Source organism: Ponticoccus sp. (in: a-proteobacteria), from assembly GCF_048381735.1.
Window position 1 is genome coordinate 187,113 of record NZ_JBLXGL010000005.1, and the last position, 26,578, is coordinate 213,690.

24 protein-coding genes are annotated in these 26,578 nt (G+C 66.2%); 15 read left to right on the plus strand and 9 right to left on the minus strand.

Features of this window, described 5'->3' with window-relative positions:
- Nucleotides 1-25 precede the first annotated feature (25 nt).
- From ACN5KJ_RS11730 to ACN5KJ_RS11750, 5 genes are all read left to right on the plus strand, one after another.
- On the plus strand, nucleotides 26-1,183 hold the full coding sequence (locus ACN5KJ_RS11730; RefSeq protein ID WP_418594132.1) for a pyridoxal phosphate-dependent aminotransferase: 1,158 nt from the start codon (nucleotides 26-28) through the stop codon (nucleotides 1,181-1,183).
- A 78-nt stretch (nucleotides 1,184-1,261) separates the two neighbouring features.
- A complete protein-coding gene (locus tag ACN5KJ_RS11735; protein ID WP_418594133.1) occupies nucleotides 1,262-2,470 on the plus strand; it encodes an N-acetylmuramoyl-L-alanine amidase in 1,209 nt (402 codons plus the stop codon).
- A 277-nt stretch (nucleotides 2,471-2,747) separates the two neighbouring features.
- Nucleotides 2,748-5,285, plus strand: a complete 2,538-nt coding sequence (locus tag ACN5KJ_RS11740) for a penicillin-binding protein 1A (protein ID WP_418594135.1) — start codon at nucleotides 2,748-2,750, stop codon at nucleotides 5,283-5,285.
- 319 nt (nucleotides 5,286-5,604) lie between these two features.
- Nucleotides 5,605-6,729, plus strand: coding sequence for a peptide chain release factor 2 (gene prfB / locus ACN5KJ_RS11745; protein ID WP_418594137.1), 1,125 nt, complete (start codon nucleotides 5,605-5,607; stop codon nucleotides 6,727-6,729).
- A 216-nt stretch (nucleotides 6,730-6,945) separates the two neighbouring features.
- Entirely contained in the window at nucleotides 6,946-7,746 is an 801-nt protein-coding gene (locus tag ACN5KJ_RS11750) for a DUF2189 domain-containing protein (RefSeq protein ID WP_418594138.1), read from the plus strand.
- Nucleotides 7,747-7,751: 5 nt separating this feature from the next.
- On the opposite strand, the gene ACN5KJ_RS11755 is transcribed toward ACN5KJ_RS11750, so the two are convergent.
- Nucleotides 7,752-8,513, minus strand: coding sequence for a helix-turn-helix domain-containing protein (locus ACN5KJ_RS11755; RefSeq protein ID WP_418594140.1), 762 nt, complete (start codon nucleotides 8,511-8,513; stop codon nucleotides 7,752-7,754).
- A 299-nt stretch (nucleotides 8,514-8,812) separates the two neighbouring features.
- Here ACN5KJ_RS11755 and ACN5KJ_RS11760 point away from each other — a divergent pair, with 299 nt between their 5' ends.
- Complete coding sequence (locus ACN5KJ_RS11760) at nucleotides 8,813-9,121, plus strand: hypothetical protein (RefSeq protein ID WP_347167717.1); 309 nt, start codon at nucleotides 8,813-8,815, stop codon at nucleotides 9,119-9,121.
- Between the two features lie 86 nt (nucleotides 9,122-9,207).
- Here the strand turns inward: ACN5KJ_RS11760 and ACN5KJ_RS11765 are convergent, their stop codons facing one another.
- From ACN5KJ_RS11765 to ACN5KJ_RS11775, 3 genes are read right to left on the minus strand one after another with little or no spacing between them, the layout of a single operon-like run.
- Nucleotides 9,208-9,729, minus strand: a complete 522-nt coding sequence (locus ACN5KJ_RS11765; protein WP_418594142.1) for a gamma carbonic anhydrase family protein — start codon at nucleotides 9,727-9,729, stop codon at nucleotides 9,208-9,210.
- The gene (gene gmk / locus ACN5KJ_RS11770; RefSeq protein ID WP_206566009.1) at nucleotides 9,726-10,370 is read right to left on the minus strand and encodes a guanylate kinase; all 645 of its coding nucleotides are present in this window, start codon (nucleotides 10,368-10,370) and stop codon (nucleotides 9,726-9,728) included. Before gmk ends, ACN5KJ_RS11765 begins: the two co-directional genes overlap by 4 nt.
- Nucleotides 10,371-10,374: 4 nt before the next feature.
- On the minus strand, nucleotides 10,375-11,265 hold the full coding sequence (locus tag ACN5KJ_RS11775) for a YicC/YloC family endoribonuclease (protein WP_418594144.1): 891 nt from the start codon (nucleotides 11,263-11,265) through the stop codon (nucleotides 10,375-10,377).
- A gap of 190 nt (nucleotides 11,266-11,455) precedes the next feature.
- Here ACN5KJ_RS11775 and ACN5KJ_RS11780 point away from each other — a divergent pair, with 190 nt between their 5' ends.
- On the plus strand, nucleotides 11,456-12,181 hold the full coding sequence (locus tag ACN5KJ_RS11780; protein WP_418594146.1) for a PAS domain-containing protein: 726 nt from the start codon (nucleotides 11,456-11,458) through the stop codon (nucleotides 12,179-12,181).
- Nucleotides 12,182-12,373: 192 nt separating this feature from the next.
- Here the strand turns inward: ACN5KJ_RS11780 and ACN5KJ_RS11785 are convergent, their stop codons facing one another.
- Complete coding sequence (locus tag ACN5KJ_RS11785; RefSeq protein WP_418594147.1) at nucleotides 12,374-12,592, minus strand: hypothetical protein; 219 nt, start codon at nucleotides 12,590-12,592, stop codon at nucleotides 12,374-12,376.
- A 435-nt stretch (nucleotides 12,593-13,027) separates the two neighbouring features.
- On the opposite strand from ACN5KJ_RS11785, the gene ACN5KJ_RS11790 reads away from it, so the two are divergent.
- Entirely contained in the window at nucleotides 13,028-14,782 is a 1,755-nt protein-coding gene (locus ACN5KJ_RS11790) for an acetolactate synthase 3 large subunit (protein ID WP_347167712.1), read from the plus strand.
- Between the two features lie 195 nt (nucleotides 14,783-14,977).
- Here the strand turns inward: ACN5KJ_RS11790 and ACN5KJ_RS11795 are convergent, their stop codons facing one another.
- Nucleotides 14,978-15,553, minus strand: coding sequence for a TetR/AcrR family transcriptional regulator (locus tag ACN5KJ_RS11795; RefSeq protein WP_418594149.1), 576 nt, complete (start codon nucleotides 15,551-15,553; stop codon nucleotides 14,978-14,980).
- 84 nt (nucleotides 15,554-15,637) lie between these two features.
- Here ACN5KJ_RS11795 and ACN5KJ_RS11800 point away from each other — a divergent pair, with 84 nt between their 5' ends.
- Nucleotides 15,638-16,225 (plus strand): NAD(P)H-dependent oxidoreductase, encoded by a 588-nt coding sequence (locus tag ACN5KJ_RS11800; protein ID WP_418594150.1) that lies wholly within the window; start codon nucleotides 15,638-15,640, stop codon nucleotides 16,223-16,225.
- 75 nt (nucleotides 16,226-16,300) lie between these two features.
- The gene (locus ACN5KJ_RS11805) at nucleotides 16,301-17,041 is read left to right on the plus strand and encodes a DUF2306 domain-containing protein (protein WP_418594152.1); all 741 of its coding nucleotides are present in this window, start codon (nucleotides 16,301-16,303) and stop codon (nucleotides 17,039-17,041) included.
- Nucleotides 17,042-17,199: 158 nt separating this feature from the next.
- Here ACN5KJ_RS11805 and ACN5KJ_RS11810 read toward each other — a convergent pair whose 3' ends face one another.
- The 3 genes from ACN5KJ_RS11810 to ilvN all read right to left on the minus strand — a co-directional run bounded on the left by ACN5KJ_RS11810 (nucleotide 17,200) and on the right by ilvN (nucleotide 20,435).
- Nucleotides 17,200-18,237 carry a sensor histidine kinase gene (locus ACN5KJ_RS11810; RefSeq protein ID WP_418594154.1) on the minus strand — a complete coding sequence of 346 codons (1,038 nt, stop codon included), beginning with the start codon at nucleotides 18,235-18,237 and terminating at the stop codon, nucleotides 17,200-17,202.
- 5 nt (nucleotides 18,238-18,242) lie between these two features.
- Nucleotides 18,243-19,355, minus strand: coding sequence for a trans-sulfuration enzyme family protein (locus tag ACN5KJ_RS11815; RefSeq protein WP_418594210.1), 1,113 nt, complete (start codon nucleotides 19,353-19,355; stop codon nucleotides 18,243-18,245).
- A 519-nt stretch (nucleotides 19,356-19,874) separates the two neighbouring features.
- Nucleotides 19,875-20,435, minus strand: a complete 561-nt coding sequence (gene ilvN, locus ACN5KJ_RS11820) for an acetolactate synthase small subunit (RefSeq protein WP_023850684.1) — start codon at nucleotides 20,433-20,435, stop codon at nucleotides 19,875-19,877.
- Nucleotides 20,436-21,049: 614 nt separating this feature from the next.
- Here ilvN and ACN5KJ_RS11825 point away from each other — a divergent pair.
- From ACN5KJ_RS11825 to phoU, 5 genes are all read left to right on the plus strand, one after another.
- Entirely contained in the window at nucleotides 21,050-22,087 is a 1,038-nt protein-coding gene (locus ACN5KJ_RS11825) for a substrate-binding domain-containing protein (protein WP_418594156.1), read from the plus strand.
- 86 nt (nucleotides 22,088-22,173) lie between these two features.
- The gene (pstC, locus tag ACN5KJ_RS11830; protein WP_418594157.1) at nucleotides 22,174-23,646 is read left to right on the plus strand and encodes a phosphate ABC transporter permease subunit PstC; all 1,473 of its coding nucleotides are present in this window, start codon (nucleotides 22,174-22,176) and stop codon (nucleotides 23,644-23,646) included.
- The gene (gene pstA, locus ACN5KJ_RS11835) at nucleotides 23,646-24,977 is read left to right on the plus strand and encodes a phosphate ABC transporter permease PstA (protein WP_418594158.1); all 1,332 of its coding nucleotides are present in this window, start codon (nucleotides 23,646-23,648) and stop codon (nucleotides 24,975-24,977) included. Before pstC ends, pstA begins: the two co-directional genes overlap by 1 nt.
- Nucleotides 24,978-25,042: 65 nt before the next feature.
- A complete protein-coding gene (gene pstB, locus ACN5KJ_RS11840) occupies nucleotides 25,043-25,843 on the plus strand; it encodes a phosphate ABC transporter ATP-binding protein PstB (RefSeq protein WP_418594212.1) in 801 nt (266 codons plus the stop codon).
- Nucleotides 25,843-26,574: a phosphate signaling complex protein PhoU gene (phoU, locus tag ACN5KJ_RS11845; protein ID WP_418594160.1), complete on the plus strand. Its 732-nt coding sequence runs from the start codon at nucleotides 25,843-25,845 to the stop codon at nucleotides 26,572-26,574. Before pstB ends, phoU begins: the two co-directional genes overlap by 1 nt.
- Nucleotides 26,575-26,578 lie beyond the last annotated feature (4 nt).

Genomic DNA, 26,578 nt, shown 5'->3' on the forward strand with positions numbered 1-26,578 from the left:
TCCGGCGCACAGTAGAGAGGCAGGCATGCGGAATTCAAGACGCGGTTCGGTCGATCCCTTCATCGTGATGGATGTCATGGAAGAGGCCCGCCGCCTCGAAGAGGCGGGGCGGTCCATCGTCCACATGGAGGTCGGCCAGCCCGGCACCCCGGCACCCGCAGGCGCCCGCGCCCGCGTGGCGGAGGCCATGGCGCAGGGCGCGCTTGGCTACACGGTCTCACTGGGGCTTCCGGCCCTGCGGCAGAGGATCGCGGCGCTTTACGGCGACTGGTACGGCGTGGACCTCGATCCCGGGCGGGTGGTGGTGACCAATGGCTCCAGCGGGGCCTTCCTGCTGGCTTTCACGGCCTTTCTGGACGCGGGCGACCGCATGGCGCTTGGCACGCCGGGTTACCCGTCCTACCGGCAGATCCTGCGGGCGCTGGACATCGAGGCGGTGGAAATCCCCGCCGCCGACGAGAACCGCCTGCAACTGGTGCCGGGCGATCTTGCCGGGGTGGACTATCAGGGGCTTCTGGTGGCCTCGCCGGGCAATCCCACCGGCACCATGCTGGATCGCGATGCGCTGGCCGCGCTGATCGGGGACGCGCAGGGGCGCGGCGCCTGCTTCTTCTCGGACGAGATCTACCACGGCATCGAATACGAGCGCAAAGCCGTCTCGGCGCTGGAAATCTCGGACGAGGTCTGCGTGATCAACTCGTTCTCGAAATACTTCTCGATGACCGGCTGGCGGATCGGCTGGATGGTGGTGCCCGAGGACCGGGTGCGCCATGTCGAGCGGCTGGCGCAGAACATGTTCATCTGCGCGCCCCATGTCAGCCAGGTCGCGGCGCTCGGCGCACTCGACTCCATCGAAGAACTCGAGGCGAACCGCGCCGTCTATGCCGCCAACCGCAAGCGCATGATCGAGGGCCTGCCCGCCGCGGGCTTCGACCGGATCGCGCCGCCCGACGGTGCCTTCTACGTCTATGCCGATGTCAGCGCGCTGACCGACGACAGCCGCGCGCTGGCCAGCGAGATCCTGAACGAGGCCGGGGTGGCAGTGACGCCGGGGCTGGACTTCGACCCGGAACGCGGCGCCCGGACGCTGCGGTTTTCCTACGCTCAGGGCACGGCGGAAATCGAAGAGGGGCTGGCGCGGCTTTCGGATTTCATGGCGCGGCGCGGCCTGGGCAAGGCCTGACCCGGCGCCCTGGTTGATGCGTGCATTGGCCCGGGCGGGGTGGTATCGTCGGGGCCAAATCACCGGGAACCGGGGCGGATGAGCAGAGCATTCCTTTACCTTTTGGCGCTTGGCCTCTGGGCCGCGCAGGCCGTGGCGCAGCCCGTGTCCGGCCTTGCCCGGTTCGAGGCCGGGCAGGTCAGCGACATCAGGGGCGGCGTTGCCGTGGACCTGGACCTCAGCCAGGGCGTGCCCTGGCGGCTGTTCACCCTCGACGAACCGCGGCGTCTGGTGCTGGATTTCCGCGAGGTCGACTGGACCGGCGCAGACCCGGAAGAGATGGCCCAAAGCGACAGCGTCGAGGCGCTGCGCATGGGGCCCTTCCAGTCGGGCTGGTCGCGGATGGTGGTGGATCTTGCGGAGCCGCTGGCGATCAGCAGCGCCTCGATGCGGGTCGACCGGGACAGCGGGCGGGCGGAACTGCGCCTGGCGCTGTCTCCGACCAGCGAGGAGGCCTTTGCCGAGGCCGCCGGGGCGACCGCGGACCCGGCCTGGGAGGGGCGCAGCCCGACCGCGCGCCGCACGGCGCCCCGGCAGCCCGGCGACCCGGTTGTCATCGTGCTGGACCCGGGACATGGCGGCATCGACCCTGGCGCAGAGCGCGACGGCGTCAACGAGGCCGACCTGATGCTGACCTTCGCGCAGGAATTGCGCGAGGTGCTTTTGCGGGCCGGGAACTACCGGGTGGCGCTGACCCGGACCGAGGATGTCTTTGTCTCGCTGGAGGCCCGGGTGGCCCGGGCCCATGACGCTGGCGCCGACCTGTTCATATCGCTGCACGCCGATGCGCTGGCCGAGGGCGCGGCGCATGGCGCGGCGGTCTATACCCTTGCCGAAGAGGCCTCGGACGCGGCCTCTGCCGCCCTTGCCGAGCGGCACAACCGCGACGACCTGCTGGGCGGGCTGGACCTCTCGGGCTCTGACGACCGGGTGGCGCAGGTGCTGCTGGATCTGGCGCGGGTCGACAATACCCCCCGTTCGCAGGCCCTGGCAGAGCATCTGGTGGATGGCATCCGCACTGCGCTGGGGCATGTCCACAAGGACCCGATGCGCCAGGCGGGCTTTTCGGTGCTGAAAAGCGCGGACATCCCCTCGGTGCTGATCGAACTGGGGTTCCTGTCGACGGCGCGCGACCTGAAGAACCTGCAGGATCCGGCCTGGCGTGCGGGCATGGCCGCGGGTATCCGCGACGGCATCGCCGCTTGGGAACTGGAAGACGCGGCGCTGGCGCGGTTGCGGCGGCAATAGGGGCGTTTCGGATCGGGATGCCGCCGGGGCCGGGCGGCGCGCGCGGGCCGAAGCGGTGTCACCCGGGGCCGGGCGGGGAGGGGGCTCTGCCCCCGCTGCGCTCCCCCGGAGGTATTTGGACCAAGAAGAAACATGGGGCGCGGCAGCCCGGTCGGGTGGTCGGTGCCCTGCCTCGCGGCGGGCGCAGCGGGGTCGGCGGTCTCTTGCGTGATCGTGTTTTGACGGCGGGCGAGGCTGGATATATGCAGGCGACAACGGGATTTCCGGGGGTTCACGCGTGACGCGATTCATCTTTTCTTTCTTCGGGGCGATCTTCGCGGTCGTGACCATGGGCGCCATGATGGTGGCGCTGACCGTCGGCGCGGTGTTCTGGATGTACGGGCGCGACCTGCCCAGCCACGAGCATCTTGCGCAATACACGCCGCCGACGATCAGCCGGATCTTCAACGGCGAGGGACGGGTGATCGACGAATTCGCACAGGAGCGGCGGCTGTTCACCCCGGCGGCGCAGATCCCCGACATGGTCAAGCACGCCTTCATCTCGGCCGAGGACAAGAACTTCTACAACCACCAGGGCTATGACATTCGCGGGATCGTCGCCGCCGGCGTGCAGGCGGTGCAGTCGCGCGGGCGCGATGTGCGCGGCGCTTCGACGATCACCCAGCAGGTGATGAAGAACTTCCTGCTGTCCGGGGACCGGCGGGCCGAGCGCAAGATCAAGGAGATCATCCTGGCCAGCCGCGTCGAAGAGGCGCTGTCGAAAGAGAAGATCCTCGAGCTGTATCTGAACGAGATCTTCCTCGGGCAGAACGCCTATGGCGTCACCGCCGCCGCGCAGGTCTATTTCAACAAGTCGCTGGGCCAGCTTGCCCCGCACGAGGCGGCCTTTCTTGCCGCCCTGCCCAAGGCGCCCTCGTCCTTTCACCCGGTTCGCAACAAGGAGCGGGTGACCGACCGGCGCAACTTCGTGCTGCGCGAGATGTACGAGAACGGCTATATCGACGAGGCCACCTACCAGGCCGAGCGGGCGCTGCCGCTTGCCACGGTGCAGAACGGCGATTACGAGCCCTACCAGCGCTCGCTGCCGCCGCGCGACTATTTCACCGACGAGATCCGCCGCCAGCTGAGCCGCGACTTCGGCGAGGACCAGTTCTTCTCGGGCGGCTATTCCGTCCGGGCGACGCTGGACCCTGACATGCAGGAAGAGGCGGCACGCTCGCTGCGCATCGCGCTGGAGGATTACGACCGCGGGCTGGGCCGCTGGCGCGGTACCGGCAAGACCATCCCGGTCGAGACGCTGGGCGAAGAGGCCGCGTGGCGCGCCGCGCTGGCGGATGTGCGCGTGGCGCGCGACATCGTCCTGCCGCATCCCTGGCATGCGGCCGTGGTGCGCGAGGTGCGCGAGAATTCCCTGCTTCTGGGCATCGAGGACGTGCCGCTGGACGATCCGCGCGGGATGGAACTGCCGCGGTCGGACACCAACTGGTTCTCGGGCAGCCTGTTCGACAATTTCGAAGCGGGCGACGTGATCCATGTGCGCCAGATCACCGAAGACGGCAGCGGCGGTTTTGTCCGCTGGTCGCTGCGGCAGGTGCCGGGCGTGCAGGGCGGCTTCATGGCGATGGACGTCCATACCGGCCGCGTCATCGCCATGCAGGGCGGCTTCAGCTACCAGCACTCGGTCTTCAACCGCGCCACGCAGGCGATGCGCCAGCCCGGGTCCAGCTTCAAGCCCTTCGTCTATGCCTCGGCGCTGGACTCGGGCTATACCCCGGCCACGATCATCGTCGACGCCCCCATCGAGATCAACACGCCGCAGGGTGTCTGGCGGCCCAAGAACGCCTCGCACCGCTTTTACGGGCCGACGCCGCTGCGCACCGGCATCGAGCAGTCGCGGAACCTGATGACCATTCGCCTGGCCCAGGAGGTCGGCATCGACACCGTCGGCCGTTATGCCGAGAAGTTCGGCGTCTACGAGAACATGGGCCGCAACCTTGCCAATGCGCTTGGCGCCGACGAGACGACGCTGTTCAAGATGGTGGCCGCCTACGCCATGTTCGCCAATGGCGGCGAGCGGGTCGAGCCGACGCTGGTGGACCGGGTGCAGGACCGCTATGGCGCCACGGTCTACAGCCACGACGCCGCCGAGGGAAACCGGCGGGTCTGTGTCGACTGTGACGATCCCAACATCGCCCCGGGCCGCAGCCCGCGCATCGTGAACGAGCGTGAGCGCATCATGAACGCAGTGACCGCCTATCAGCTGACCTCGATGATGCAGGGCGTGGTGGAACGCGGCACCGCGCGCAGTGCGGTCAACCTGTCGGTGCCCACGGCGGGCAAAACCGGCACCACCAACGATTCGAAGGACGTGTGGTTCCTGGGCTTCACCTCGAACATCGTCGCCGGCTGCTACATCGGCTACGACACCCCCCGGCCGCTGGGCCGCGGGGCCTCTGGCGGGCGTTTCTGCGGGCCGGTGTTCCAGCGGTTCATGCAGAAGGCTGTCGCGGAATATGGCGGCGGCGCCTTCAAGGTGCCGGCGGAATGCGAGTTCATCAAGATCGACCGCTTTTCCGGTGCGCGGCTGTCTGACAGCGCCTCAGGGCCGAACGTGGTGTCCGAATGCTTCCGCTTCGGCGAAGAGCCGATCTTCGGCATCCAGTTCGACGGCGGTTTCGCGATCTCCGGCAGCTTCGACCTGATCCGCCCCGAGGGCGGCAGCGCGGCGCGCGAGGTCACCACCTCGACCGGCGAGAAGGCCATCGTGGGGCCCAAGGCGGGCTTCGGCACGCTGTCCTCCGGCGGTTTGTACTGAGACGGATGGGGGCCGCCCCCGGGCGTGGGCCCGGGGCGGCGCGACCGGGTGCGACCGGACAAGACGCTGTCCTGAGGCGGTGGCAGTCTGCGCTGGGATCGACCCGCCGTGTGCGCCGCCACGGCCTGCGTGATGGGCCGGGGCAGGGCGGTCTGCAAAGGGAAGGCTGACCTTCCGCGCATCCGGTCCGACCCCGGTCTTTGGCCGTCCGCCCCCTTGCGCGATCCGCTGGCTGCCCTGCATGCGCGCTCTGCGCTTGCCCGTCCGCTGGCGCCTTGGTATCACGCGGCACTCAGGACGTCTGAACAGGAACCCTCCCATGCGCGCCGAAGCCCAGAACAATGTCGAGAAGATCCAGAAATCGCTGGACCTGCTCAAGCAGCGGCTGGGCTGGGAGACGGCGCAGCACCGGCTGGAGGAATTCGACGCGCGGATGGAGAACCCCAACCTCTGGGACGATCCCGCCAATGCGCAGAAGCTGACGAAGGACCGGCAGGCGCTGGTTTCGGCGATGGAGACCTACAGCAACCTCAAGCAGGAGCTCGAGGATCAGGTCGAGCTGATCGAACTGGGCGAGATGGAAGAGGACGAGGAAGTCGTTTCCGAGGCCGAGGCGGCGCTGAAGGCGCTGGTGGAAGTCGCCGCCAAGAAAGAGCTCGAGGCGCTGCTGGACGGCGAAAGCGACGGCAACGACGCCTTCCTGGAAATCAAGGCCGGCGCCGGCGGCACCGAGGCCTGCGACTGGGCGCAGATGCTGGCGCGCATGTATGTCCGCTGGGCCGAGAAGCGCGGCTTCGAGGTGGATCTTCAGGAAGAACAGGCGGGCGCCGAGGCGGGCATCAAGTCCGCAACCTACCAGATCAAAGGGCCGAACGCCTATGGCTGGCTGAAGTCGGAATCGGGCACGCACCGGCTGGTGCGGATCTCGCCCTTCGGCAAGGGTACGCGTGAGACCTCTTTCGCCGCCGTGGGCGCCTATCCGGTGATCGACGACAATATCGAGATCGAGGTGAATCCCGCCGAAATCCGCATCGACACCTTCCGGTCGTCCGGCGCGGGTGGACAGCACGTCAACACAACCGACTCGGCGGTGCGGATCACCCACCACCCGACCGGCATCGTGGTGACGAGTTCCGAGAAATCGCAGCACCAGAACCGCGACATCGCCATGAAGGCGCTGAAATCGCGGCTGTACCAGCTGGAACTGGACCGCCGCAACGCCGAGGTGAACGCCCTGCACGAGGCCAAGGGTGACGCGGGCTGGGGCAACCAGATCCGGTCCTACGTGCTGCAGCCCTACCAGATGGTGAAGGACCTGCGCACCAGCTACGAGACGGCGGACACCCAGGGCACGCTCGACGGCAACCTCGATCCCTTCATGGAAGCGACACTGGCGCTTCAGGTCTCCGGCAAGAGCCGGGCCGACGCCCGCAGCGAGGATTGACGGCGCCTGGGCGGGGAAATCCTTTGGAAAGGATTTGAAAATTCCATCGATGGAATTTGCCCGCGCCCGCGGCCCATGTGCGTCGGAAGCCACCAGCGGCGCGGGACACAGCCTTTCCGGGCAAGGCAAACATCTGCCGGCCCTCGGGCTTGCGCAATGACCCTGTCCGCCTTTTACTGCCCCACGTGATGACAACTCGTGCAGGGATGAGGCCCGATGCCCGATACGCCCAAACCCGGAGTGCCCGACCTGGGACCCGTATCGCCCGCGCTTCTGCGCGAAGCCCTGCGCCGTGGCTGGCGCGATCTGCTTCGGGCACCGGGCTACGCGGTCTTGTTCGCGGGCTTCTACGTCGCGGCGGGCTGGCTCATGACGCTGGTGACCTGGGCAACGGGGCAAAGCTACTGGCTGGTCTTCGCGGCCATCGGCTTTCCGCTTTTCGCGCCCTTCGCCGCCGTGGGCTTCTACGACATCAGCCGCAGGCTGGAACAGGGGCGCCCGCTGGAGCCGGGCCAGATCCTGTCGGTCGTGGCGCGCCAGTCAAAGCGGCAACTTCCGTCGATCAGCGCCATCATCATCGTGGTCTTCCTGTTCTGGTTCTTCCTTGCCCATATGATCTTTGCGCTTTTCTTGGGCCTGTCGGTGATGACCAATGTCTCGAGCAGCTTCGAGATCTACCTGACGGCCAACGGGCTGACGATGCTGGCGGTCGGCACGGCGGTGGGCGCGGGCTTTTCCGTGCTGCTCTACATGATCACGGTGCTGTCCCTGCCGCTGCTGCTGGACCGCGAGGTGGATTTCGTCACCGCGATGGTGACCTCGTTCCAATATGTGCAGGCCCATGCCGTGACCATGCTGGGCTGGGGCGCCTTCATCGCGGTGGTGACGCTGGTGTCGATGTTGCCGGGTTTCCTGGGGTTGTTCCTGACGCTGCCGCTGTTCGGCCACGCGACATGGCACGTCTATGACATGCTGGCCTATGGCAGGACGCCCGCCCCTGCGGGCGTGACCGCCTGAGGCCTTCAGGCGAAGGGCTCGCCGACCTTCAGCAGCGTGCGGTGGTAGGGCAGCAATTCCGAGGCAGCGCAGAACCCGGCGGCGCGGGCGACCGGCAGGACATCGGCCATGGCGTGCCCTAGATACTCGTAGACCAGCCGTTCGACCCGGCGCCCGGCGACGTTCTCGCGCACCGTGCGGGCGACATAGCCGACCCAGAAGTTGTTCTCGAAGCTGGGCACCCGGGCGAGGTAGTTGAAGGTGGTCGTGGTTGCGCCCCTGCGGCTGACCAGCGCCGCAACGCCCTCTTCCTGCGCCAGTACGGGGCCGCGGAACTCTCGCGTGGCGGGGGTGGTGGGCAGGCCCTGCCGGGCCATGGCGTCGCGTGCCTCGAACCCCTTCAGGAAGGTGTGGTCCTTGTTGCGGTAGACGAAGATCAGCCCCTGCACGTAGCGCGTTTCGTCCGAGAAGCTGCGCCGTGAAAAGCGGTAGAACCCCGAGGGCAGCTCCTTTTCGGGCAACACACCGGCAGTTGCGCCCATGAAGTCGACGACCGCGGGGTGGAGCAGCAGGCTGTCGCCGCTGGCGGTCACCTCCTCCACCGGCTCCAGCAGGATGCGGGCGTCGACGCTGAAATAGGTGCAGATGCGGTGCAGCACGTCGGGGCGCGGAAAGCTCTCGCCCGAAAGGTAGCGATTGTACTGTGTCCGGTTGATGCCGAGGTCCCGACACAGGGCCGAGATCGACGCGGCCTGCTTGGACAGCTGACGCAAATTCGCACCAAGCACAGAGCGGAGATCCGCCGGGCTGGGGCTACTGCTGTGGGAAGCTGTGGCGTTCACCGGCATGACGTGTACTCTTTTGGTTGAGGAGTCACCGGCTTGCACAGCCAATACACTCCTTTCGGCCGCGTTTGGGTAAAAGCTGATCCTGCTTGGCGTCACTGGTGATGCGTACTGGCGCCAATTTTGCGCATCAGAGACACAAAAATCAAGAAGCCGGCGCGGAAAAAGTCATACACAGCGATCGGGATTTCATTCACCCTGATCGCACAACCTTTTGGAACGGGTGAAAAATGTCGGACCAAATGATGGGCGTTGTTCTCTGGGCGGATGCTCACGACCGTAGGGCCGTGATCTGGTGCGAGGATCACGGAAATCTGGCCTACTATACCGCGCCGAACCAGACAGCGCATGATGGCGAGTGCCTCGACGCGGGCGACCTGATCGCCTTCGATATCCGCGAAGAGCACGATTGCCGCCTTGCGCGGAACCCGCGCCGCATGAACGCGGGCTTCGCACCCTATCTGGCACATGATCTTTCGGGCGTTCGGCGGACCACGGCCGATATGGCACCGGGTGGCAACGTCCTGCCCTTCGTCAAGCGCGCGGGCTGAGGCAGGCAGGGCAGGGCAGCGATCCCTGTCGCGCGTCTTGCAGGGCGCCGGGGCGACATCTGCCCGGCGCCGGGATCCGACAGCGCCTAGAGCGCCGTCAGGCTTTCGGCAAAGCGCGCGGCTTTCGCGCGGTACGATGCGGCGGACCGGCGCAATCCTTCGATGGCGGCCTCGTCCAGCTGCCGCACAACCTTGCCCGGCATCCCCATGACAAGCGAGCCGTCGGGGATCTCGCGGCCCTCGGGGATCAGCGCGCCCGCGCCGATCAGGCAGTTGCGGCCGATCTTGGCGCCGTTCAGCACCGTGGCCCCCATGCCGATCAGAGAGTTCTCGCCGATGGTGCAGCCGTGCAGCATGGCCTTGTGGCCGATGGTGCAGCCCGCGCCGATGACCAGCGGATGCCCCATGTCGGTGTGGCAGACCACGTTTTCCTGAAGGTTCGTGCCCTCTCCGACGCGGATTTCCTCGTTGTCGCCGCGCAGCACCGCGCCGAACCAGATCGAGGCGCCCGCCTCCAGCACCACGCGTCCCATGACATGGGTGCCGGGCGCCACCCAGGCATCCGCGGCGACCTGCGGCGAGACGCCGTCGAAAGCATACAGGGTCATTGGTCTCCCTCCTCGAATTCCGCCTGAAGGCTGCGGACGTGATCCAGCAGCCCGGGCTGTTGCGTCCGCCGCAGCCGGGCGGCGGTGACGATGCTTTTCAGCCGCTCTTCGGTGCGGTCCAGATCCTCGTTCACCAGAACGAAATCGTAGGAGCCCCAGTGGCTGATCTCGTCCCAGCTTTTCTGCATGCGCCGGTCGATCACCTCGGCGTCGTCCTGCGCCCGCGCCTCCAGCCGCCGTTTCAGCTCGGCGATGGAGGGCGGCAGCAGGAAGATCGACAGCGTGTGCAGCGCCAGTTCAGAGTTCGTCATCTGCTGCGCACCCTGCCAGTCGATGTCGAAAAGCACGTCCTTTCCGGCGATGATCGCATCGCGCACCGGCCCCTTGGGCGAGCCGTAGAAATTGCCGAAGACATGCGCGTGTTCCAGCATCTCGCCCTGGCTGACCGCCTTCTTGAAGGCGCTCTCGGACATGAAGTGGTAATCCTCGCCGTCCACCTCTCCGGGGCGCGGCTTGCGGGTGGTGGCCGAGACGGAGAAGTTGATCGAGGGATCCCAGGACCGCAGGCGGCGGGCCAGCGTGGATTTCCCCGCGCCCGAGGGCGAGGACAGGATGATCAGAAGGCCGCGACGCGACGCCATGGGCTTACTCCACGTTCTGGACCTGCTCGCGCATCTGGTCGATGACCGTCTTCAGCGCCAGCCCGGTCGAGGTCAAGGTTGGATCGCCGCTCTTGGAGCACAGCGTATTGGCTTCGCGGTTGAATTCCTGGCAGAGGAAATCCAGCTTGCGGCCCACCGCTCCATCCTCGGCCAGCAGGGCGCGGGCGCGGGTCACATGGGCGCGCAGGCGGTCGACTTCCTCGGTCACGTCGGCCTTGACGGCGATCAGCGCCAGTTCCTGCGCCAGCCGCGCCTCGTCGACGCCCTCGGCGTTCTCCATCACGCGGGCCAGTTGCGTCCGCAGCCGTTCGCGGGCCTGCGGCATGCGCGCCTCGGCGGCCTCTGCCGCCTCGTCCACCAGCCGCGCGATCTCGTCGAACTGGCCCTGCAGGATCGCGGTCAGCGCGGCGCCCTCGGCGCGGCGGGCGGCGATGAACTCCGCCAGCGCGGCCTCGAAATCCGACAAGAGCAGGGCGCGGATCCGGGCTACGTCGACCTCGGCGGCTTCGCTGGTCAGAACCCCGCGCAAGGCGACGATATCCGCAGAGGTCGAGGGCGCCAGCGACAGGCCCCGGGCCATGGCGGCCTCTTCGATCTCGTGCATGGCGGTCAGCAAAGCCTCCAGCTGCGCGGCATCCAGGCGTTGCGCGCCCTCGGTCCCGTCAGAGGCCAGCTTCAGCCCGATCTGCACATTGCCGCGATCCAGGGCTTTCGTCGCCAGCGCACGCACCTGCGGCTCCAGCCCTTCGACCCAGTCGGGCAGGCGCAGGCGCAGGTCCAGCCCCTTGCCGTTGACGCCCCGCATCTCCCAGGTCCAGGTCAGGCCAAGGCCCTGACCCTGCCGGCTGGCGAAGCCCGTCATGGATTGCCGCATCTCGTCTCCTTCGTTGCGGTTGGGCCTAGCGGCTCTGCAACCACAAGACAAGTCCATGAAGAGGGCGTTAACCTCGCCCGGACAAATGAGGCGAAAACTTGGTGCAAATCTGGTAGTAATACTTTCGTAACGAAGTTTAAGCAGGGTGGTGGCAGGGGGCTCACCTACCCGCACCCGAGAGGAGCGGATCGTGTTGGGCAAAGGTGGAAACGATCATGGAAGCGATCACGGGATCGTCTCGATGACAGAGCGCGAAAAGCGGCGGCGGCTGGCCCCGCTGCGGCAGGTCGAAGCCTACTGGCACGGCCTGAGCGCCGAGAACCGGGTGCCGCTGCGGTCGCAGATCGACCCGCGCGGCATGGAAGACGCGCTGGAATACGCCTTGCTGATGGAACGCATCGCGCCGACCATGGCCAAGGTCCGTGTCGCCGGTTCCCATCTGAACGACCTGATGGGCATGCAGATCGCCGGCATGCCGCTGTCCTCGCTGATTGCCCCGTCCGACCGGGACCGCTTTGGGCAGGCCGTGCAGCATCTCTTCGACGATCCGGCCATCGTGCGCCTGAGGCTGACGGCAGAGGGCGGCTTCGGCAAGCCCGACATGGAGGCCGATATGGTGCTGCTGCCGCTGCGCTCGGATTTCGGCGACCTGTCGCGGGGGCTGGGCGCGCTGATCAGCCATGGCCGGATCGGGCGCACGCCGCGCCGCTTCCTGATCACCGGAATCGAGGTTCTGCCGGTGACGGGGCAGGGGGCGGCGGAGCCTGCGCCGGTCGAGACGGACGCAGCAAAGCCCGCCCCCGCGTTCCGGGAAGAGGGCGCGCCCTTCCGGCACCGGCATCCAGCCGCGATGGCAACCAAATCCTGCGCGTCCCGCCGGGGGCATCTGCGGCTGGTCGTGGACAACGACAACTGAGGGGCGCCCCGTACCCGTGACCCGGTTCGGGGTCGCCTTCGGGCTGGCCCCGGTTCTCGGGCGGGCGCCGTCCGGCTGGCCGCGATGGCGCAGCGCTGCGACCGGGGCATCCGGTCGCTACGGACATCCGGCGGAAACCAAAAGGGCGCCGGGTTTCCCCGTGCGCCCCGGCACTGTTTCTCTGTCAGCCTGTTACAGCCGGACGTTGACCTTTGAGGCCTCTGTACAGGCGGCAAGCTGCGTCAGAAGCGTGTCGGGCATCACCCGCGCCTCATGTTCGATGTCCGGCTCGTTGTCGGCCAGGTCAGAGGCGTGTGGCACCCCGCCCAATGCCGCCGCCAGACCGATCAGCGCGACCAGAGCCGCCGCCTTGCACAGTGTGAAATCCCGATAGAATAGATTGCGTGCCATCCCTGGCCCTCCCGGGGTCCCTTGCCCCACCTGCTTTTGGGTGCAAATCACCCTGTTTCTGTGTCATCAGGATCACAAATTTGACCCTTTCTGGCAATTCACAAACATGAGCGCATTGTTGCAATTGACTCTCTGCGCACAGGTCGGCGCGCATGCGCGCACCTGCCGGCAAAATACCGCGCAATAATCGCAAAGAAAAAACGCCGCGCGGGACAGATTTTTCGGGTGCGCCCGGTTGACCTGCCCGGACCCCGGTCATAATGTCTCGACGCGGAGTAAAGGAGCCTGAACAGGTGATCACGCTAGTCGTCATCGTAGGGAAAGCGCGCATGGGCCGGTAACGGTTTCCCAGATGAGGACCCATGCGCCCCCGCCAGACCGGACGGGGGCTTTTTTATACCCGCTAAACGCAGTGTCGGAGATGGAGATGAACCGATGACACGTCAGATGACCGGAGCGAAAATGGTGGTTCAGGCCCTGAAGGATCAGGGTGTGGACACGGTATTCGGCTATCCCGGCGGCGCCGTTCTACCCATCTACGACGAGATCTTTCAGCAAAACGACATCAAGCACGTTCTCGTCCGTCACGAACAGGGCGCGGTGCACGCCGCCGAGGGCTATGCCCGCTCGACCGGCAAGCCGGGTGTCTGCCTCGTGACCTCTGGACCCGGCGCCACGAACGCCGTCACCGGCCTGACCGATGCGCTGATGGATTCCATCCCGCTGGTCGTCCTGACCGGGCAGGTCCCGACCTTCATGATCGGCTCTGACGCCTTTCAGGAGGCGGACACCATCGGCATCACGCGGCCCTGCACGAAACACAACTGGCTGGTGAAAGAGACCGACAAGCTGTCGGGCACCATCCACGAGGCCTTTCACGTCGCCACCTCGGGCCGTCCCGGTCCGGTGCTGATCGACATCCCCAAGGACGTGCAGTTCGCCAGCGGCCAGTATACCCAGAAAGCCAAGGCCAAGACCTCGCATTACATGCCGCAGGTCAAGGGCGACCCCGAGATGATCCAGGCGCTTGTCGAGGCGCTGGAAGTGGCCGAGAAGCCGGTCTTCTACACCGGCGGCGGCGTGATCAACTCTGGCCCGGCGGCCAGCCAGCTGCTGCGCGAACTGGTCGAGGCGACGGGTTTTCCGATCACCTCCACGCTGATGGGGCTTGGCGCCTATCCGGCGAGCGGCAAGGCCTGGCTGGGCATGCTGGGGATGCACGGGCTTTACGAGGCCAACCTCGCCATGCACGGCTGTGACCTGATGATCAACGTGGGCGCGCGTTTCGACGACCGCATCACGGGCCGCATCGACGCCTTCAGCCCGAACTCGAAGAAGGCCCATATCGACATCGACCCCTCGTCGATCAACAAGGTGATCAAGACCGATTTCCCCATCGTCGGCGATGTGGCCCATGTGCTGGAAGACGTGCTGCACCTGTGGAAATCGCGCGGTCGCAAGGTTAACCGCGAGGCGCTGGCCAAGTGGTGGACCCAGATCGAGAAGTGGCAGAAGGTCGATTGCCTGAAGTACAAGCCGTCCGAGGGCGCGATCCGTCCGCAGCACGCGCTGGCGCGGCTGGAGGCGCTGACCAAGGGCCGTGACCGCTATATCTGCACCGAGGTCGGCCAGCACCAGATGTGGGCCGCGCAGTACCTGGGCTTCGAGGATCCGAACCGCTGGATGACCTCGGGCGGTCTGGGGACGATGGGCTACGGCTTCCCGGCCTCCATCGGCGTCCAGATGGCGCACCCCGAAGCGCTGGTGATCAACGTGGCGGGCGAGGCCTCGTGGCTGATGAACATGCAGGAGATGGGCACGGCGGTGCAGTACCGCCTGCCGGTCAAGCAGTTCATCCTCAACAACGAGCGTCTGGGCATGGTGCGCCAGTGGCAGCAGCTTCTGCACGGCGAGCGCTACTCGCAAAGCTGGTCCGAGGCGCTGCCGGACTTCGTCAAGCTGGCCGAGGCCTTTGGCGCCAAGGGCATCCAGTGCTCGGACCCGGCGGATCTGGACGACGCGCTGATGGAGATGATCGAGCACGACGGCCCGGTGATCATGGATTGCCTCGTCGAGAAGCACGAGAACTGCTTCCCGATGATCCCGTCGGGCGAGCCGCACAACAAGATGCTGCTCGGCGACGCCAAGGCGACCAACGCGATTGCCGGCAAGGGCGCGGTGCTGGTCTGATCGGACTGGCATGAAGGATAAACGCCCGGGCTTCGGCCCGGGCGTTTTCATGTGTGTGGGGCCGATTGGTCCGGCTTTTGGCCCGGGGCCGGTGTCGGCAGTCCGGGATCGGGCGGCGTGGGGTCGCGGCCCGTTGGACGTGTCCCCTTTGATTTGACGGTGTCCACGCGGACTTGCGCAGCAAGCGATCCGGCCTCAGCCCGGGCAGAGCCAGGCCGTCAGCTGCGTTTCCAGCCTGTTCTCCACATTCTGGCTGCTGTGAAGCGCACAAAAGCTGAAGGCGATCGAGCTGATGCAGAAGGCCTGAATGCCCTCTGACAACAATTCGGGCGAAACATCCTGCCTGAACCGGTCTCTGTCCAGCTTCTCGATGAGAATGCGATCCAGCCTGACCAGCGACTCCGCGATTTCGCCGATTTCCTCGACCTTCAGCGCCCCTGACAGGCGCAGGTATAGGTCGAAGACATAGCGCTCGCTGGATATGAAGGCCAAATAGGGCATCAGGCCCGCCACCACGTCCGCGACGCTCTGGAATTTCGGGGCCGTTTCCATCCCGTCAAGCAGCGCGTTCAGGCGCTCGGCGATCAGGATGTCCATCAGGGCGTCTTTGTCTTTGAAATGAGAAAAGAACGTGCCCTTGGCCATTCCCGCCGCCGAGACGATGTCTTCGACGCGCAGCGCGCCATAGCCGACGGCAGAGGCCTTTTCCCGCGCCAAACTTAAAAGCGTCTCTCTGGTTCGAATGCTTCTGGCTTGCCTGGCGCGCGTCATGGAATTTTCACTAATGCAAATATTGACCGTGGTCAACATTGTCCGTATGAAAAGTGACCACGGTCATTTATTGGATCATCATCGATGAAGAAACGAATATTCGTCCTGAACGGGCACCCGGGCGGAACCTCGCTGTCAAAGCGGCTGTCCGAGGCCTACGCGCAGGCCGCGACCAAGGCAGGTCACGACCTGCGGCTAACCCATCTGCACGATCTCACGTTCGATCCCGACTTTGGCGAGGGCAGCTACAAGACCCTGAAACCGCTGGAGGACGACCTGCAGGCGGTCGCGGCCGACCTGGAGTGGAGCGAACATGTCGTCCTGTTGACCCCGATGTGGTGGGGTGGTGTTCCGGCCAAGCTGAAAGGCCTGTTCGACCGCGTTCTTCTGCCCGGCTTTGCCTTCGATCCGCGCCAGAAACGGCTGGGGCTGCCCAAGCCGCTTCTGGCCGGTCGGACCGCGCGGCTGATCATGACATCCGATACCCCGGACTGGTTCTTCCGGCTTGCCTATGGGCGGGCGATGGTGCGCCAGCTGCGCGCGCAGGTCTTCGGCTACGTCGGGATAAAGCCGTTGCGCGTCACGCATTTTTCAGAAGCCAGCCATCCGGCGCCGAAAGTCGTCGAGAGATGGTCGGACGCGGTGGCCGCGCTGGGGCGTGCCGCCCGCTAACCCTTTGGAAATGTTTCAGGTCCGCGCGCCGGTGTCCTCCGGGCCCCCGCGCCCTGCACAATGTAGAGACGCCTCATGGTAAAAATTGTAAAACGACTTCTGCTTTGGCTCACAGGCGCCTTGGCGGCGCTGATTGCGGTCTATTCCCTGCGCTATTTGTTTCAGGGGGCCGATGCGGTGGACGCACTGGCCGAAACAGATGCGTTCTTCAACAGCCTGTCCGGGCAAATGGGCAGCTTCTGGACCGAGTTCGCGGCCCATCAGAAGCCGCTTTACCATCAGCATGAGTTTACCCTCGTCGGGCATATTGCAGGGGCCTCTATCGCCCTGTTGGTCGGGATGGTTCAGTTTGTGCCCTATGTTCGGGACAACATGCCGCTGCTGCACCGCGCGTCGGGATATCTTTACACGTTTACGGCGGTACTCGGATTGGGGCTTGGGGCCTATGTTTCTGCCGCTTTGCCCATGGAGGGCGGCCCCAAGGCCATCGTTGCCAATATCCTTGGCGGATGCCTGGGCATTGCCTTCATCGTGATCGCCTTCTTCCGCATCCGGCAGGGTCAGTATGAAAAACACGGCCAGTGGATGCTGAGAAGCTACGCGATCCTGATGGCAATCCTGACGGTCTATCTTCTGGTCACGCTATTTGCCGCGATGGGTATGGACTCCATGCTTGGCCTCACGCTGGCGCATATGGTCTGTTTCCCGATCAACCTCGCCATTGCCGAGATGATCATCCGGACATCCCCTCAGAGCTTCCGTGCAGGGGCGCAACCCGCGCAAACCGGCGCGAAGCTTGGGGTCGCGGCAATCTGACGGTCGTGAAATGACGGACGCGCGGCGCCTCGACAGGGGCCGCGCGTCCGGACGCAAGGCAGAGCCTTTTCGCGACGTTTGCCGCTTTCGGACCGGGGCCGGTCAGCGCCTGGCGGGAAGGGCGCGGGCGCGCGGCTTTGCCGAGTCCGGCGCGGCGGTCACTCCAGCGGCAGCAGGATGGTGACCGTCGTGCCTTCGCCCCTAGTGCTGTCCACCCGCATTCGCCCGCGGTGGCGGTTGACGATATGTTTCACGATGGCAAGTCCAAGCCCCGTGCCGCCTTTTTCGCGAGAGCGGTGGCTGTCCACGCGGTAAAAGCGTTCCGTCAGGCGGGGCAGGTGGATCGCCTCGATCCCCGGTCCGGTGTCCGCCACCACCAGCTGAACACCGCGTCCACGCAGGCGCGGCTCGTAATCCGGGGCGCTCAGCCGCACGATGACAGTGGCATCGCCGCCCGCGTATTTGATGCCGTTCTCCACGAGGTTCGTCAGCACCTGCCGCAACTGGTCCGGATCGCCGGGCACGCGCACCGGCTCGTCGGGCAGCTCCTGCACCAGCGTGACCCCGGCGTCAGAGGCAATCGTCGTCAGGCCGTGCAGCGTCGCGCGCACCAGATCGCCAAGGTCGACCGGGTCAGAGGGGCGCACGCGCTCTTCGGCTTCCACCCGGCTCAGCGACAGAAGGTCCGCCACCAGCCGCACCATGCGCTGCGCCTCGCCCTCCATGATGTCCAGAAACCGCGCCTGTCCGGCCGGGTCGTTGCGGGCCGGGCCCTTGATCGTCTCGATGAAACCGATCAGCGCGGTCAGCGGCGTGCGCAGCTCGTGGCTGACGTTGGCGACGAAGTCGCGGCGCATCTGCACGGTCTGTTCGAGATGCGAGACATCCTCGAAGCTGACCACCACGCCGGTGCCACTGGCCAGCGGAAGCGGCACCACCAGCACCCGGTAGGTCATTTCCTGCCGCGCGTTCAGGCTCAGGAAATCGGTGCGCCGCGCGGTGCCGTCACGCAGGCAGCCTTCGATGGCATCCAGCAGGTCGGGCTGCCGAAGGGCGGTGATGAAGTGGCGCTCGACGATTTCGCGGCCCAGAAGCGCCCGGGCCGGGGCGTTGGCGGCGCCGATGCGCTCGTCCCGGCGGATGATCAGCGCCGGCAGCGGCATGGCCTCGAGCATATGGTCGGCGGGAACCTGCATCGGGCTCAGCCTGCCACGGCCCGCGCCGCAGCGAGGCCGTCGGCGAAGGTAGCCAGAAGTGCCCGGGGATCCTCAAGGCCGACCGAGACCCGGAAGAAGCCTTCGGAGATGCCCAGTGCGGCCCGGCCTTCGGGCGTCAGGGCCCGGTGCGAGGACGAGGCCGGGTGCGAGAGCGTCGTGCCCACGTCGCCCAGCGTCGGTGCAAAGGCGATGCCCTGCGCGGCGGTCGTCAGTGCATTGGCGGCGGCGCGCCCGCCGGCGATCTCGAAGCTGACCATGTTGCAGCCGCGTCCTTTCAGCAGAGACTGGGCGCGCGCGGCCTCGGGGTGGTCGGCGCGGGTGGGGTAGAGAATGCGGGTCACGCCGGGGGTTTCGGCCAGCATGTCCGCAAGCCGCTGCGCGGTCTCCTGCGCGCGGGCAAAGCGCAGGTCGAAGGTGGCAAGGCCGCGCTCCGCCAGCCAGCAGTCGAAGGGGCTGGCGGTCATTCCGGTGGTGACGGCGAAGACGCGCAGGCGCTCGTTCAGGGCGCTGTCCCTCGCCGCAACCCAGCCCAGCGTCGCGTCAGAGTGCCCGGCCAGCAGCTTCGTGACCGAATGCAGGACGATATCGGCGCCATGCTCGAAGGGCTTCACGGCGCTGGGGGTGGTAAAGGTGTTGTCCACCACCAGCAGCACACCCTTGTCGCGGCAGAGGGCGGCGATGCCGTCGAGGTCGGCGATCCGCAGCGTCGGGTTCGAGACGACCTCGATCAGCACCATGCGGGTTTCCGGGCGGATCGCCTCGGCCACTGACTCGGCGCGGGTGACATCGACGAGGGAGGTCGTCACGCCCATGCGCGGCAGGTCCTCGGCCATCATCCGCAGCGAGCGGCCATACAGCTGGTTGCCGCCGATCACGTGGTCGCCGGTCCGGGTCAGGCCCAGCAGGACGGCGGCGACGGCGGCCATGCCAGAACCGGTGACAATGCCGTTTTCGGCGCCTTCCATGGCGTCGATGCGGCGGGCCAGCATCTCGGCGTTGGGGTGGCCTTCGCGGGCATAGGTAAAGCCCTGCGTGGCGCCTTCGTATTGCGCATCAAGGCTGTCGGGCGTGTCAGAGGCATAGACGACAGAGGGCATGATGCCGGGCACCACCGGGGAAGAGACACCGGCGAGGGGCACGACGGGGCGTTGCAGGGTCTTCTTCACGGGCGGCTCTCCTTCGGGCGTGTTGGCGCATAGCTGCCGTGTCGGGAAGGCGGGCGCAAGGGGGATGCGGCGACGGCTGACCCGGAGGAGCGGAAAGGGGCGCGACGGTCAGAGGACAAGACAAGGGCTGCGTCGGCCCGTGGGGGGGGCGCAGTCGGGTGTGCCCTGGGGGCACTAGGGGGGCTTGTGGGCCTGGAGGGCGGCGCCCACCCGTTGCGGTCTGTGTGTTGGGCTGCGCACGCGGGTTCCGCCCGACGGCAGGTCGGGCAGCGCCGTCCCGCCCCTCTGAGGCGGCGCTTGTGCGCCACCCGCGCAGGACGGCGCAGCCCTTGTCGCTGATCGGCGAGGAAACGGGGCGCAGTGGATTTTGCGGTGCGCTTCGTGGCCCGCGTGGGCGCCACGACTCAGCCCGTCATGCGTTACGCGCCGCGGCTCAGCGCGGCTGGCTTGTTATGCGCCGCGGCTCAGCGCGGCGACGCCCGTCCGGGCCACTTCCATCAGGCCCAGCGGCCGCATCAGGTCGGCAAAGGCATCGATCTTGTCCGGCGTGCCGGTCAGTTGGAAGACAAAGCTCTCCAGCGTCGAATCGACCACATTGGCGCGGAAGATATCCGCCAGCCGCAGCGCCTCGACGCGCTTTTCGCCACCGCCCTTGACCTTGAACAGCGCCAGTTCGCGCTCGACAGAGCCACCCTCGACCGTCAGGTCGTGCACGTCGTGGACAGAGACGATCCGGCCAAGCTGCGCCTTGATCTGCTCGATCACTTGCGGGGTGCCGCTGGTGACGATGGTGATGCGGCTCAGGTGGCCCTCGTGGTCGACCTCGGCCACGGTGAGGCTGTCGATGTTGTAGCCACGCCCCGAGAACAGGCCGATCACCCGCGCCAGCACGCCGGGCTCGTTTTCCACCAGAACGGCGATGGTATGGGTTTCGGTCACGTCCGAGAAGCTGGGCCGCAGGTTATAGGCGGAATGCTTCGACGATCCCTTCTTGATGTTCAGTGCTGACATGTCCCGGCCCCTTCTCGATACTGGCCGGGTCCTGCGCCGCCCGGCGCCCCGGCGACGGACTGCTTAGACCGGATCATGCGTGAAGACCAGTCTTTAAGGGGGCCGTAGAGGCTGCTTTCCCCGGATTCACCGGGTCTGCCGGTCTCGCCCGACCATGGCCGGGGTCAGGGCCCCCTCGCATGGGCCGGGGATGCGCCGCCTTGGACAGAACGGGCGAAGCCGCTGCGCTATCCTGCTCTCGTCCCGGGCGGGGCGGCGGAGCGGCCTGTTGCCCGTACTGCGCCGGTCGATACCTTCCTTGCCGGGCCGGGCCGGGCCGCTGCAAGGCCATCGGATCCGCGCCGGGGCGCATTCGGGCGCGGGGCAGGGCGCCGAGGTGTGGTCCCATGTCAGCCAAGGCCGCCCTGCACCCTGCGGTGGCGCAGAGCACTCAGGCGCAACCATAGGGTGTAGGGCTTGCCACCCGGGCGGCAATCCGGGCCGCCAATCTGACACTGTCATAAAATCGTTACGCAAGTGTCACAAAAGCTTGGTCCGCCGGGTCTAGGCGTCACACCCGGAGATCACCGGTTCGGTGATCGATTCCGAAAAGATACCTGGATGGAGTTTTCCACATGTCTGTCAAACTGACCGCCTCCGCTCTGGCGATTGCCGCCGTCGCAGCAACCTCTGCCGCTGCCCGCGACAACGTGCAGGTCGCCGGTTCCTCGACCGTGCTGCCCTATGCCTCGATCGTGGCCGAAGCCTTCGGCGAGAACACCGACTTCCCGACGCCGGTCGTTGAATCGGGTGGCTCCTCCGCCGGTCTGAAGCGCTTCTGCGAAGGCGTGGGCGAGAACACCATCGACGTCGCCAACGCCTCGCGCAAGATCCGCGAAAAGGAAATCGAAGCCTGCGCGGCCAACGGCGTGACCGACATCATCGAAGTCCGCATCGGCTATGACGGCATCGTCTTCGCCAGCCAGCAGTCCGGCCCCGCCTTCACCGCTTTCGAACCGGCCGACATCTACAACGCCATCGGCTCCAAGGTCATGAAAGACGGCGAACTGGTCGACAACGCCAACACCACCTGGGACGAGTTCAACGGCGACCTGCCCGCCGTCGAGATCGCCATGTTCATCCCCGGCACCAAGCACGGCACGCGCGAAGTCTTCGAAGAGAAGGTCCTGCTGCCCGGCTGTGAAGCAACCGGCGCCATGCAGGCGATGATCGACGGCGGCATGTCCGAAGACGACGCCGAGGACGCCTGCCTGGCCGTGCGCACCGACGGCAAGTCGGTCGACATCGACGGCGACTACACCGAGACGCTGGCACGCATCGACAGCAACACCAACGGCATCGGCGTCTTCGGCCTGGCGTTCTACGAGAACAACACCGACAAGCTGAAGGTCGCGACCATGTCCGGCGTCGAGCCCACCACCGAGAGCATCTCGACCGGCGAATACCCCGTGTCGCGCCCGCTGTTCTTCTACGTGAAGAAAGCCCACATCGGCGTGATCCCGGGCCTGAAGGAATACGCCCAGTTCTTCGTCGCTGACGAGCTGGCAGGCCCCTCCGGCCCGCTGGCCAACTATGGCCTCGTGTCCGACCCCGAGCTGGCAGCCACCCAGGCCGCCGTCGAAGCAGAAGAGACCATGTCCTCGGGCATGTAATCCGGTCTGACGACCACGGGGGCGGCGCATTCCGCCGCCCCCAATTTCCATCACGGACCGTTACCGAAAAGGAATACGGGGGGCATATGCCGATTTTCTGGCTCATCTTAATCGTGCTCGCGATCGCCGCGACCGGCTTTGTCATCGGGCGCAAGCGCGCCCTGCAAAGCGTCGGGGGCGACGGGCGCCGCCTGCATTCCCTGCCGGGCTATTACGGCTACAATGTCGTGCTCAAGGCCATCGTGCCGGCCTTCCTGCTGATGATCGTCTGGCTGCTGGTGCAGCCGCTGGTCGTGAGCAACAGCGTGTCGGGCATGATCCCCGAAGAGGCCGCGCAGACCGCCGGCAGCCAGAGCCTGGTGATGTCCGAGATTCGCCGCCTGTCGAGCGGGCTGGACGCCGTGACCGGCATGGGGCTTCTGTCCGAAGAGGCCGCCCGCGACCCCGGGGCCGATCCCGAAGCCATCGCGCAGACGCTGCGGGACGCGGGCCAGATCGTGACCTCCGAGGTGACGACGCCGATCCTCAACGCGGCGCAGCGGTTCCGCGGGCTGAACGCGACCGGCAACCTTGCCATGAGCGCGCTTGTCGTCCTTGTGGCGCTGGCCGGTGCGCTGCTGGCGATCCGCGAGACAAACCCCGAGTTCCGCGCCCGCAACACCGTCGAGCAGGGCGTCAAGGCGCTGCTGATCGGGGCCGCCTCGATCGCCGTCCTGACCACCATCGGCATCGTGCTGTCGCTGGTCTTCAACACCGTCGAGTTCTTCCGGCTGTACCCCGCGACCGATTTCTTCTTCGGCACCGAATGGGCGCCCAGCTTCTCGGGCCGGGGCGGGTCTTCCCAGCTTGGCATTATCGCGCTGCTCTGGGGCACCTTCTACATTTCCATCGTCGCGCTGGCGGTGGCCGTGCCCATCGGCCTGTTCGCGGCGGTCTACCTGTCGGAATACGCCTCGCCGCGCGTGCGGTCCTTTGCCAAGCCCATGCTCGAAGTGCTGGCCGGTATCCCGACCATCGTCTACGGCCTCTTTGCCCTGCTGACGGTCGGCCCGCTTCTGATGAGCGTCTTCGGTCGCGAGGGCTTTGGCTGGATGCAGTCCGGCACCGCCGTCATGACCGCCGGTCTGGTCATGGGCATCATGCTGATCCCCTTCGTGTCCTCGCTGTCCGACGACATCATCAACGCCGTGCCGCAGGCCATGCGGGATGGCAGCTACGGCCTGGGCGCCACCAAGTCCGAGACCATCAAGCAGGTTGTCCTGCCCGCCGCCCTGCCGGGCATCGTGGGCGCCGTCCTGCTGGCCGCCAGCCGCGCCATCGGTGAGACCATGATCGTGGTGCTGGGGGCAGGGGCCGCGGCCCGGCTGTCGCTCAACCCCTTCGAGGCCATGACCACCGTCACCGCCAAGATCGTCAGCCAGCTGACCGGCGACGCCGATTTTGCCTCGCCCGAGGCGCTGGTGGCCTTCGCGCTTGGCATGACCCTTTTCGTCATCACGCTGGGGCTGAACGTCTTCGCCCTTTATATCGTGCGCAAATACCGGGAGCAGTACGACTGATGTCCGATCTCAGCCTTCACGACGGCGGCAGCGCTCCGCGCCGCTCTTCGATCCACTCTGTCAACGCCCGCACGAAGAAGCGCAACGCCTCGGAAAAGCGGTTCAAGGCCTATGGCATCGCCGCGATCTGCGTGGGCCTGTTCTTCCTGGTGGTGCTCGCCGCATCGATCCTGTCGAACGGCACACGGGCCTTCACCCGCACCGTGGTCTCTGTCGACTTCACCCTGACGCAGGAACAGTTCGACGCCGCCGAGGGCACGCTTTTCAAGACCAAGGCCTATTCCGACTACTTCATCGCCGCCGTGCAGCAGAAGCTGCAGGAGGACGGGGTCCAGATCGCCTTTGACGAGGCCACCATCGAGCGCATGATGGGCAAGGTCGGCTCTGCCATCCGCGAGCATTACACCGCAAACCCCGGCGACCTCGGGCAGGCGGTGGCCTTCAGCCTGCCGACCTCCAGCCGCGTCGACGGCTACTTCAACGGCCGCGTGACCCGCGAGACGATGGAAGACAGCCGCTTCCTGATGGCCGCCGACCTCGACCTTGCGGACGCGCTGTCCGAGGCGGGCGTGATCACGTCAGAGTTCAACTGGCCCTTCATCACCGGCGCGGACTCGGGTGTGGACAACCCCGGCGGCGCGGGCATCGGCGCCTCTGTCATCGGCTCGTTCTTCATGATGCTGGTGGTGCTCTTCCTGTCGCTGCCCATCGGCGTCGCGGCCTCGATCTACCTCGAGGAATTCGCGCCGCAGAACAAGTGGACCGACCTGATCGAGGTGAACATCTCGAACCTCGCCGCCGTGCCCTCTATCGTCTTCGGTATCCTCGGCCTTGCGGTGTTCATCCAGTTCATGCACCTGCCGCAGTCGGCGCCGCTGGTCGGTGGTCTGGTGCTGACGCTGATGACGCTGCCGACGATCATCATCTCGACCCGTGCCTCGCTGAAGTCGGTGCCGCCCTCGATCCGCGATGCGGCGCTGGGGGTCGGGGCCTCGAAGATGCAGGCGGTGTTCCACCACGTCCTGCCTCTGGCGATGCCCGGCATCCTGACCGGCACCATCATCGGCCTGGCGCAGGCGCTGGGGGAAACCGCACCGCTGCTGCTGATCGGCATGGTCGGCTTTGTCGCCCGGGGCTATCCCGACGGCTTCCTGCAGGGCTTCGTGGAACCCAACTCTGCCATGCCCGCGCAGATCTACACCTGGGCGGCACGCTCTGACGCGGCCTTCTACGACAAGGCCTGGGGCGGCATCATCATCCTGCTGATGTTCCTGCTGACCATGAACATCATCGCCATCATCCTCCGCCGTCGCTTCGAGCGCCGCTGGTAACCACCCCCAGCCAAGGGCCGCGCAGACGCGGCGTTGGTAACCCGAACCGGGAGAGGTATATGAATATGTATGACGCACCGCACACGACGGAGAGAACCGTGACGCAGAACGACGTGAAGATCGCCGCCAGGGGCGTGCAGGTCTACTACGGCGACACCCATGCCATCAAGGACGTGAATGTCTCCATCGAGGACAAGACCGTGACCGCCTTCATCGGTCCCTCGGGCTGTGGCAAGTCGACCTTCCTGCGCTGCATCAACCGGATGAACGACACCATCGACATCTGCCGCGTCGAGGGCGACATCCTGATCGACGGCGAGGATATCTACGACAAGCGCGTCGACCCGGTGCAGCTGCGCGCCAAGGTCGGCATGGTGTTCCAGAAACCGAACCCCTTCCCGAAGTCGATCTACGACAACATCGCCTATGGCCCGCGCATCCACGGGCTGGCCAAGAACAAGGCCGAGCTTGACGAGATCGTCGAAAAGTCGCTGCGTCGCGGCGCCATCTGGGACGAGGTCAAGGACCGTCTGGACAAGCCCGGCACCGGCCTGTCCGGCGGCCAGCAGCAGCGCCTGTGCATCGCCCGCGCCGTTGCCACCGAACCCGAGGTCCTGCTGATGGACGAACCCTGCTCGGCGCTCGACCCCATCGCCACGGCGCAGGTCGAGGAACTGATCGACGAGCTGCGCAGCCAGTATTCGGTGGTCATCGTGACCCACTCGATGCAGCAGGCCGCGCGCGTCAGCCAGAAGACCGCCTTCTTCCATCTCGGCAACCTTGTCGAGTTTGGCGAAACCGGGAAGATCTTCACCAACCCCGAAGATCCCCGCACCGAAAGCTACATCACGGGACGGATCGGATAATGAGCGACCTGAAGCAGCATATCTCCAGCGCCTTCGACCGCGACCTCGAAGGCATCCAGGCGCAGATCATGAAGATGGGGGGCCTCGTGGAGGCCGCCATCCAGGGCGCCGCCAAGTCGCTGGACACCCGCGATCAGGAACTGGCCGAAAAGGTGCGTCAGGGCGATGCCGTCATCGACGCGCTCGAAGAGGCCCTTCAGGACGAGGCCGCCCGTGTGATCGCGCTGCGCGCCCCCTCGGCCATCGACCTGCGCGTGGTGCTTTCCGTCATGCGCATGTCGGCCAACCTCGAACGCATCGGCGATCTGTCCAAGAACATGGCCAAGCGGACCGGCGTTCTGGTGCAGCTGCACCAGGTTGGCGGCACCGCCACCTCGCTGCGCCGCATGGCGCGCGAGGTCGAGCTGATGCTCAAGGACGCGCTCGACAGCTACATCCAGCGCGACACCGCGCTGGCCGCGGACGTGATCGAGCGCGACCGCGACGTCGACGAGATGTACAACACGCTGTTCCGCGAGTTCCTGACCTTCATGATGGAAGACCCGCGCAACATCACCGCCTGCATGCATCTGCATTTCATCGCCAAGAACATCGAGCGCATGGGCGACCACGTCACCGCGATCGCCGAGCAGGTGATCTTCCTGACCACCGGCGAAAAGCCCGACGAACAGCGCCAGAAGGCGGATCTGACCTCGTCGGACCTCAGCCTTTCGCCGCAGCACGAGGCCTGACGCC

Bases quoted from the DNA above. Each gene is read 5' to 3' on its own strand.
- ACN5KJ_RS11730 (WP_418594132.1), top strand. From the start codon at position 26: ATGCGGAATTCAAGACGCGGTTCGGTCGATCCCTTCATCGTGATGGAT.
- ACN5KJ_RS11735 (WP_418594133.1), top strand. From the start codon at position 1,262: ATGAGCAGAGCATTCCTTTACCTTTTGGCGCTTGGCCTCTGGGCCGCG.
- prfB (WP_418594137.1), top strand. From the start codon at position 5,605: ATGCGCGCCGAAGCCCAGAACAATGTCGAGAAGATCCAGAAATCGCTG.
- ACN5KJ_RS11750 (WP_418594138.1), top strand. From the start codon at position 6,946: ATGCCCGATACGCCCAAACCCGGAGTGCCCGACCTGGGACCCGTATCG.
- ACN5KJ_RS11760 (WP_347167717.1), top strand. From the start codon at position 8,813: ATGATGGGCGTTGTTCTCTGGGCGGATGCTCACGACCGTAGGGCCGTG.
- ACN5KJ_RS11765 (WP_418594142.1), bottom strand. From the start codon at position 9,729: ATGACCCTGTATGCTTTCGACGGCGTCTCGCCGCAGGTCGCCGCGGAT.
- gmk (WP_206566009.1), bottom strand. From the start codon at position 10,370: ATGGCGTCGCGTCGCGGCCTTCTGATCATCCTGTCCTCGCCCTCGGGC.
- ACN5KJ_RS11775 (WP_418594144.1), bottom strand. From the start codon at position 11,265: ATGCGGCAATCCATGACGGGCTTCGCCAGCCGGCAGGGTCAGGGCCTT.
- ACN5KJ_RS11785 (WP_418594147.1), bottom strand. From the start codon at position 12,592: ATGGCACGCAATCTATTCTATCGGGATTTCACACTGTGCAAGGCGGCG.
- ACN5KJ_RS11790 (WP_347167712.1), top strand. From the start codon at position 13,028: ATGACACGTCAGATGACCGGAGCGAAAATGGTGGTTCAGGCCCTGAAG.
- ACN5KJ_RS11795 (WP_418594149.1), bottom strand. From the start codon at position 15,553: ATGACGCGCGCCAGGCAAGCCAGAAGCATTCGAACCAGAGAGACGCTT.
- ACN5KJ_RS11800 (WP_418594150.1), top strand. From the start codon at position 15,638: ATGAAGAAACGAATATTCGTCCTGAACGGGCACCCGGGCGGAACCTCG.
- ACN5KJ_RS11805 (WP_418594152.1), top strand. From the start codon at position 16,301: ATGGTAAAAATTGTAAAACGACTTCTGCTTTGGCTCACAGGCGCCTTG.
- ACN5KJ_RS11810 (WP_418594154.1), bottom strand. From the start codon at position 18,237: ATGCAGGTTCCCGCCGACCATATGCTCGAGGCCATGCCGCTGCCGGCG.
- ACN5KJ_RS11815 (WP_418594210.1), bottom strand. From the start codon at position 19,355: ATGCCCTCTGTCGTCTATGCCTCTGACACGCCCGACAGCCTTGATGCG.
- ilvN (WP_023850684.1), bottom strand. From the start codon at position 20,435: ATGTCAGCACTGAACATCAAGAAGGGATCGTCGAAGCATTCCGCCTAT.
- ACN5KJ_RS11825 (WP_418594156.1), top strand. From the start codon at position 21,050: ATGTCTGTCAAACTGACCGCCTCCGCTCTGGCGATTGCCGCCGTCGCA.
- pstC (WP_418594157.1), top strand. From the start codon at position 22,174: ATGCCGATTTTCTGGCTCATCTTAATCGTGCTCGCGATCGCCGCGACC.
- pstA (WP_418594158.1), top strand. From the start codon at position 23,646: ATGTCCGATCTCAGCCTTCACGACGGCGGCAGCGCTCCGCGCCGCTCT.
- pstB (WP_418594212.1), top strand. From the start codon at position 25,043: ATGTATGACGCACCGCACACGACGGAGAGAACCGTGACGCAGAACGAC.
- phoU (WP_418594160.1), top strand. From the start codon at position 25,843: ATGAGCGACCTGAAGCAGCATATCTCCAGCGCCTTCGACCGCGACCTC.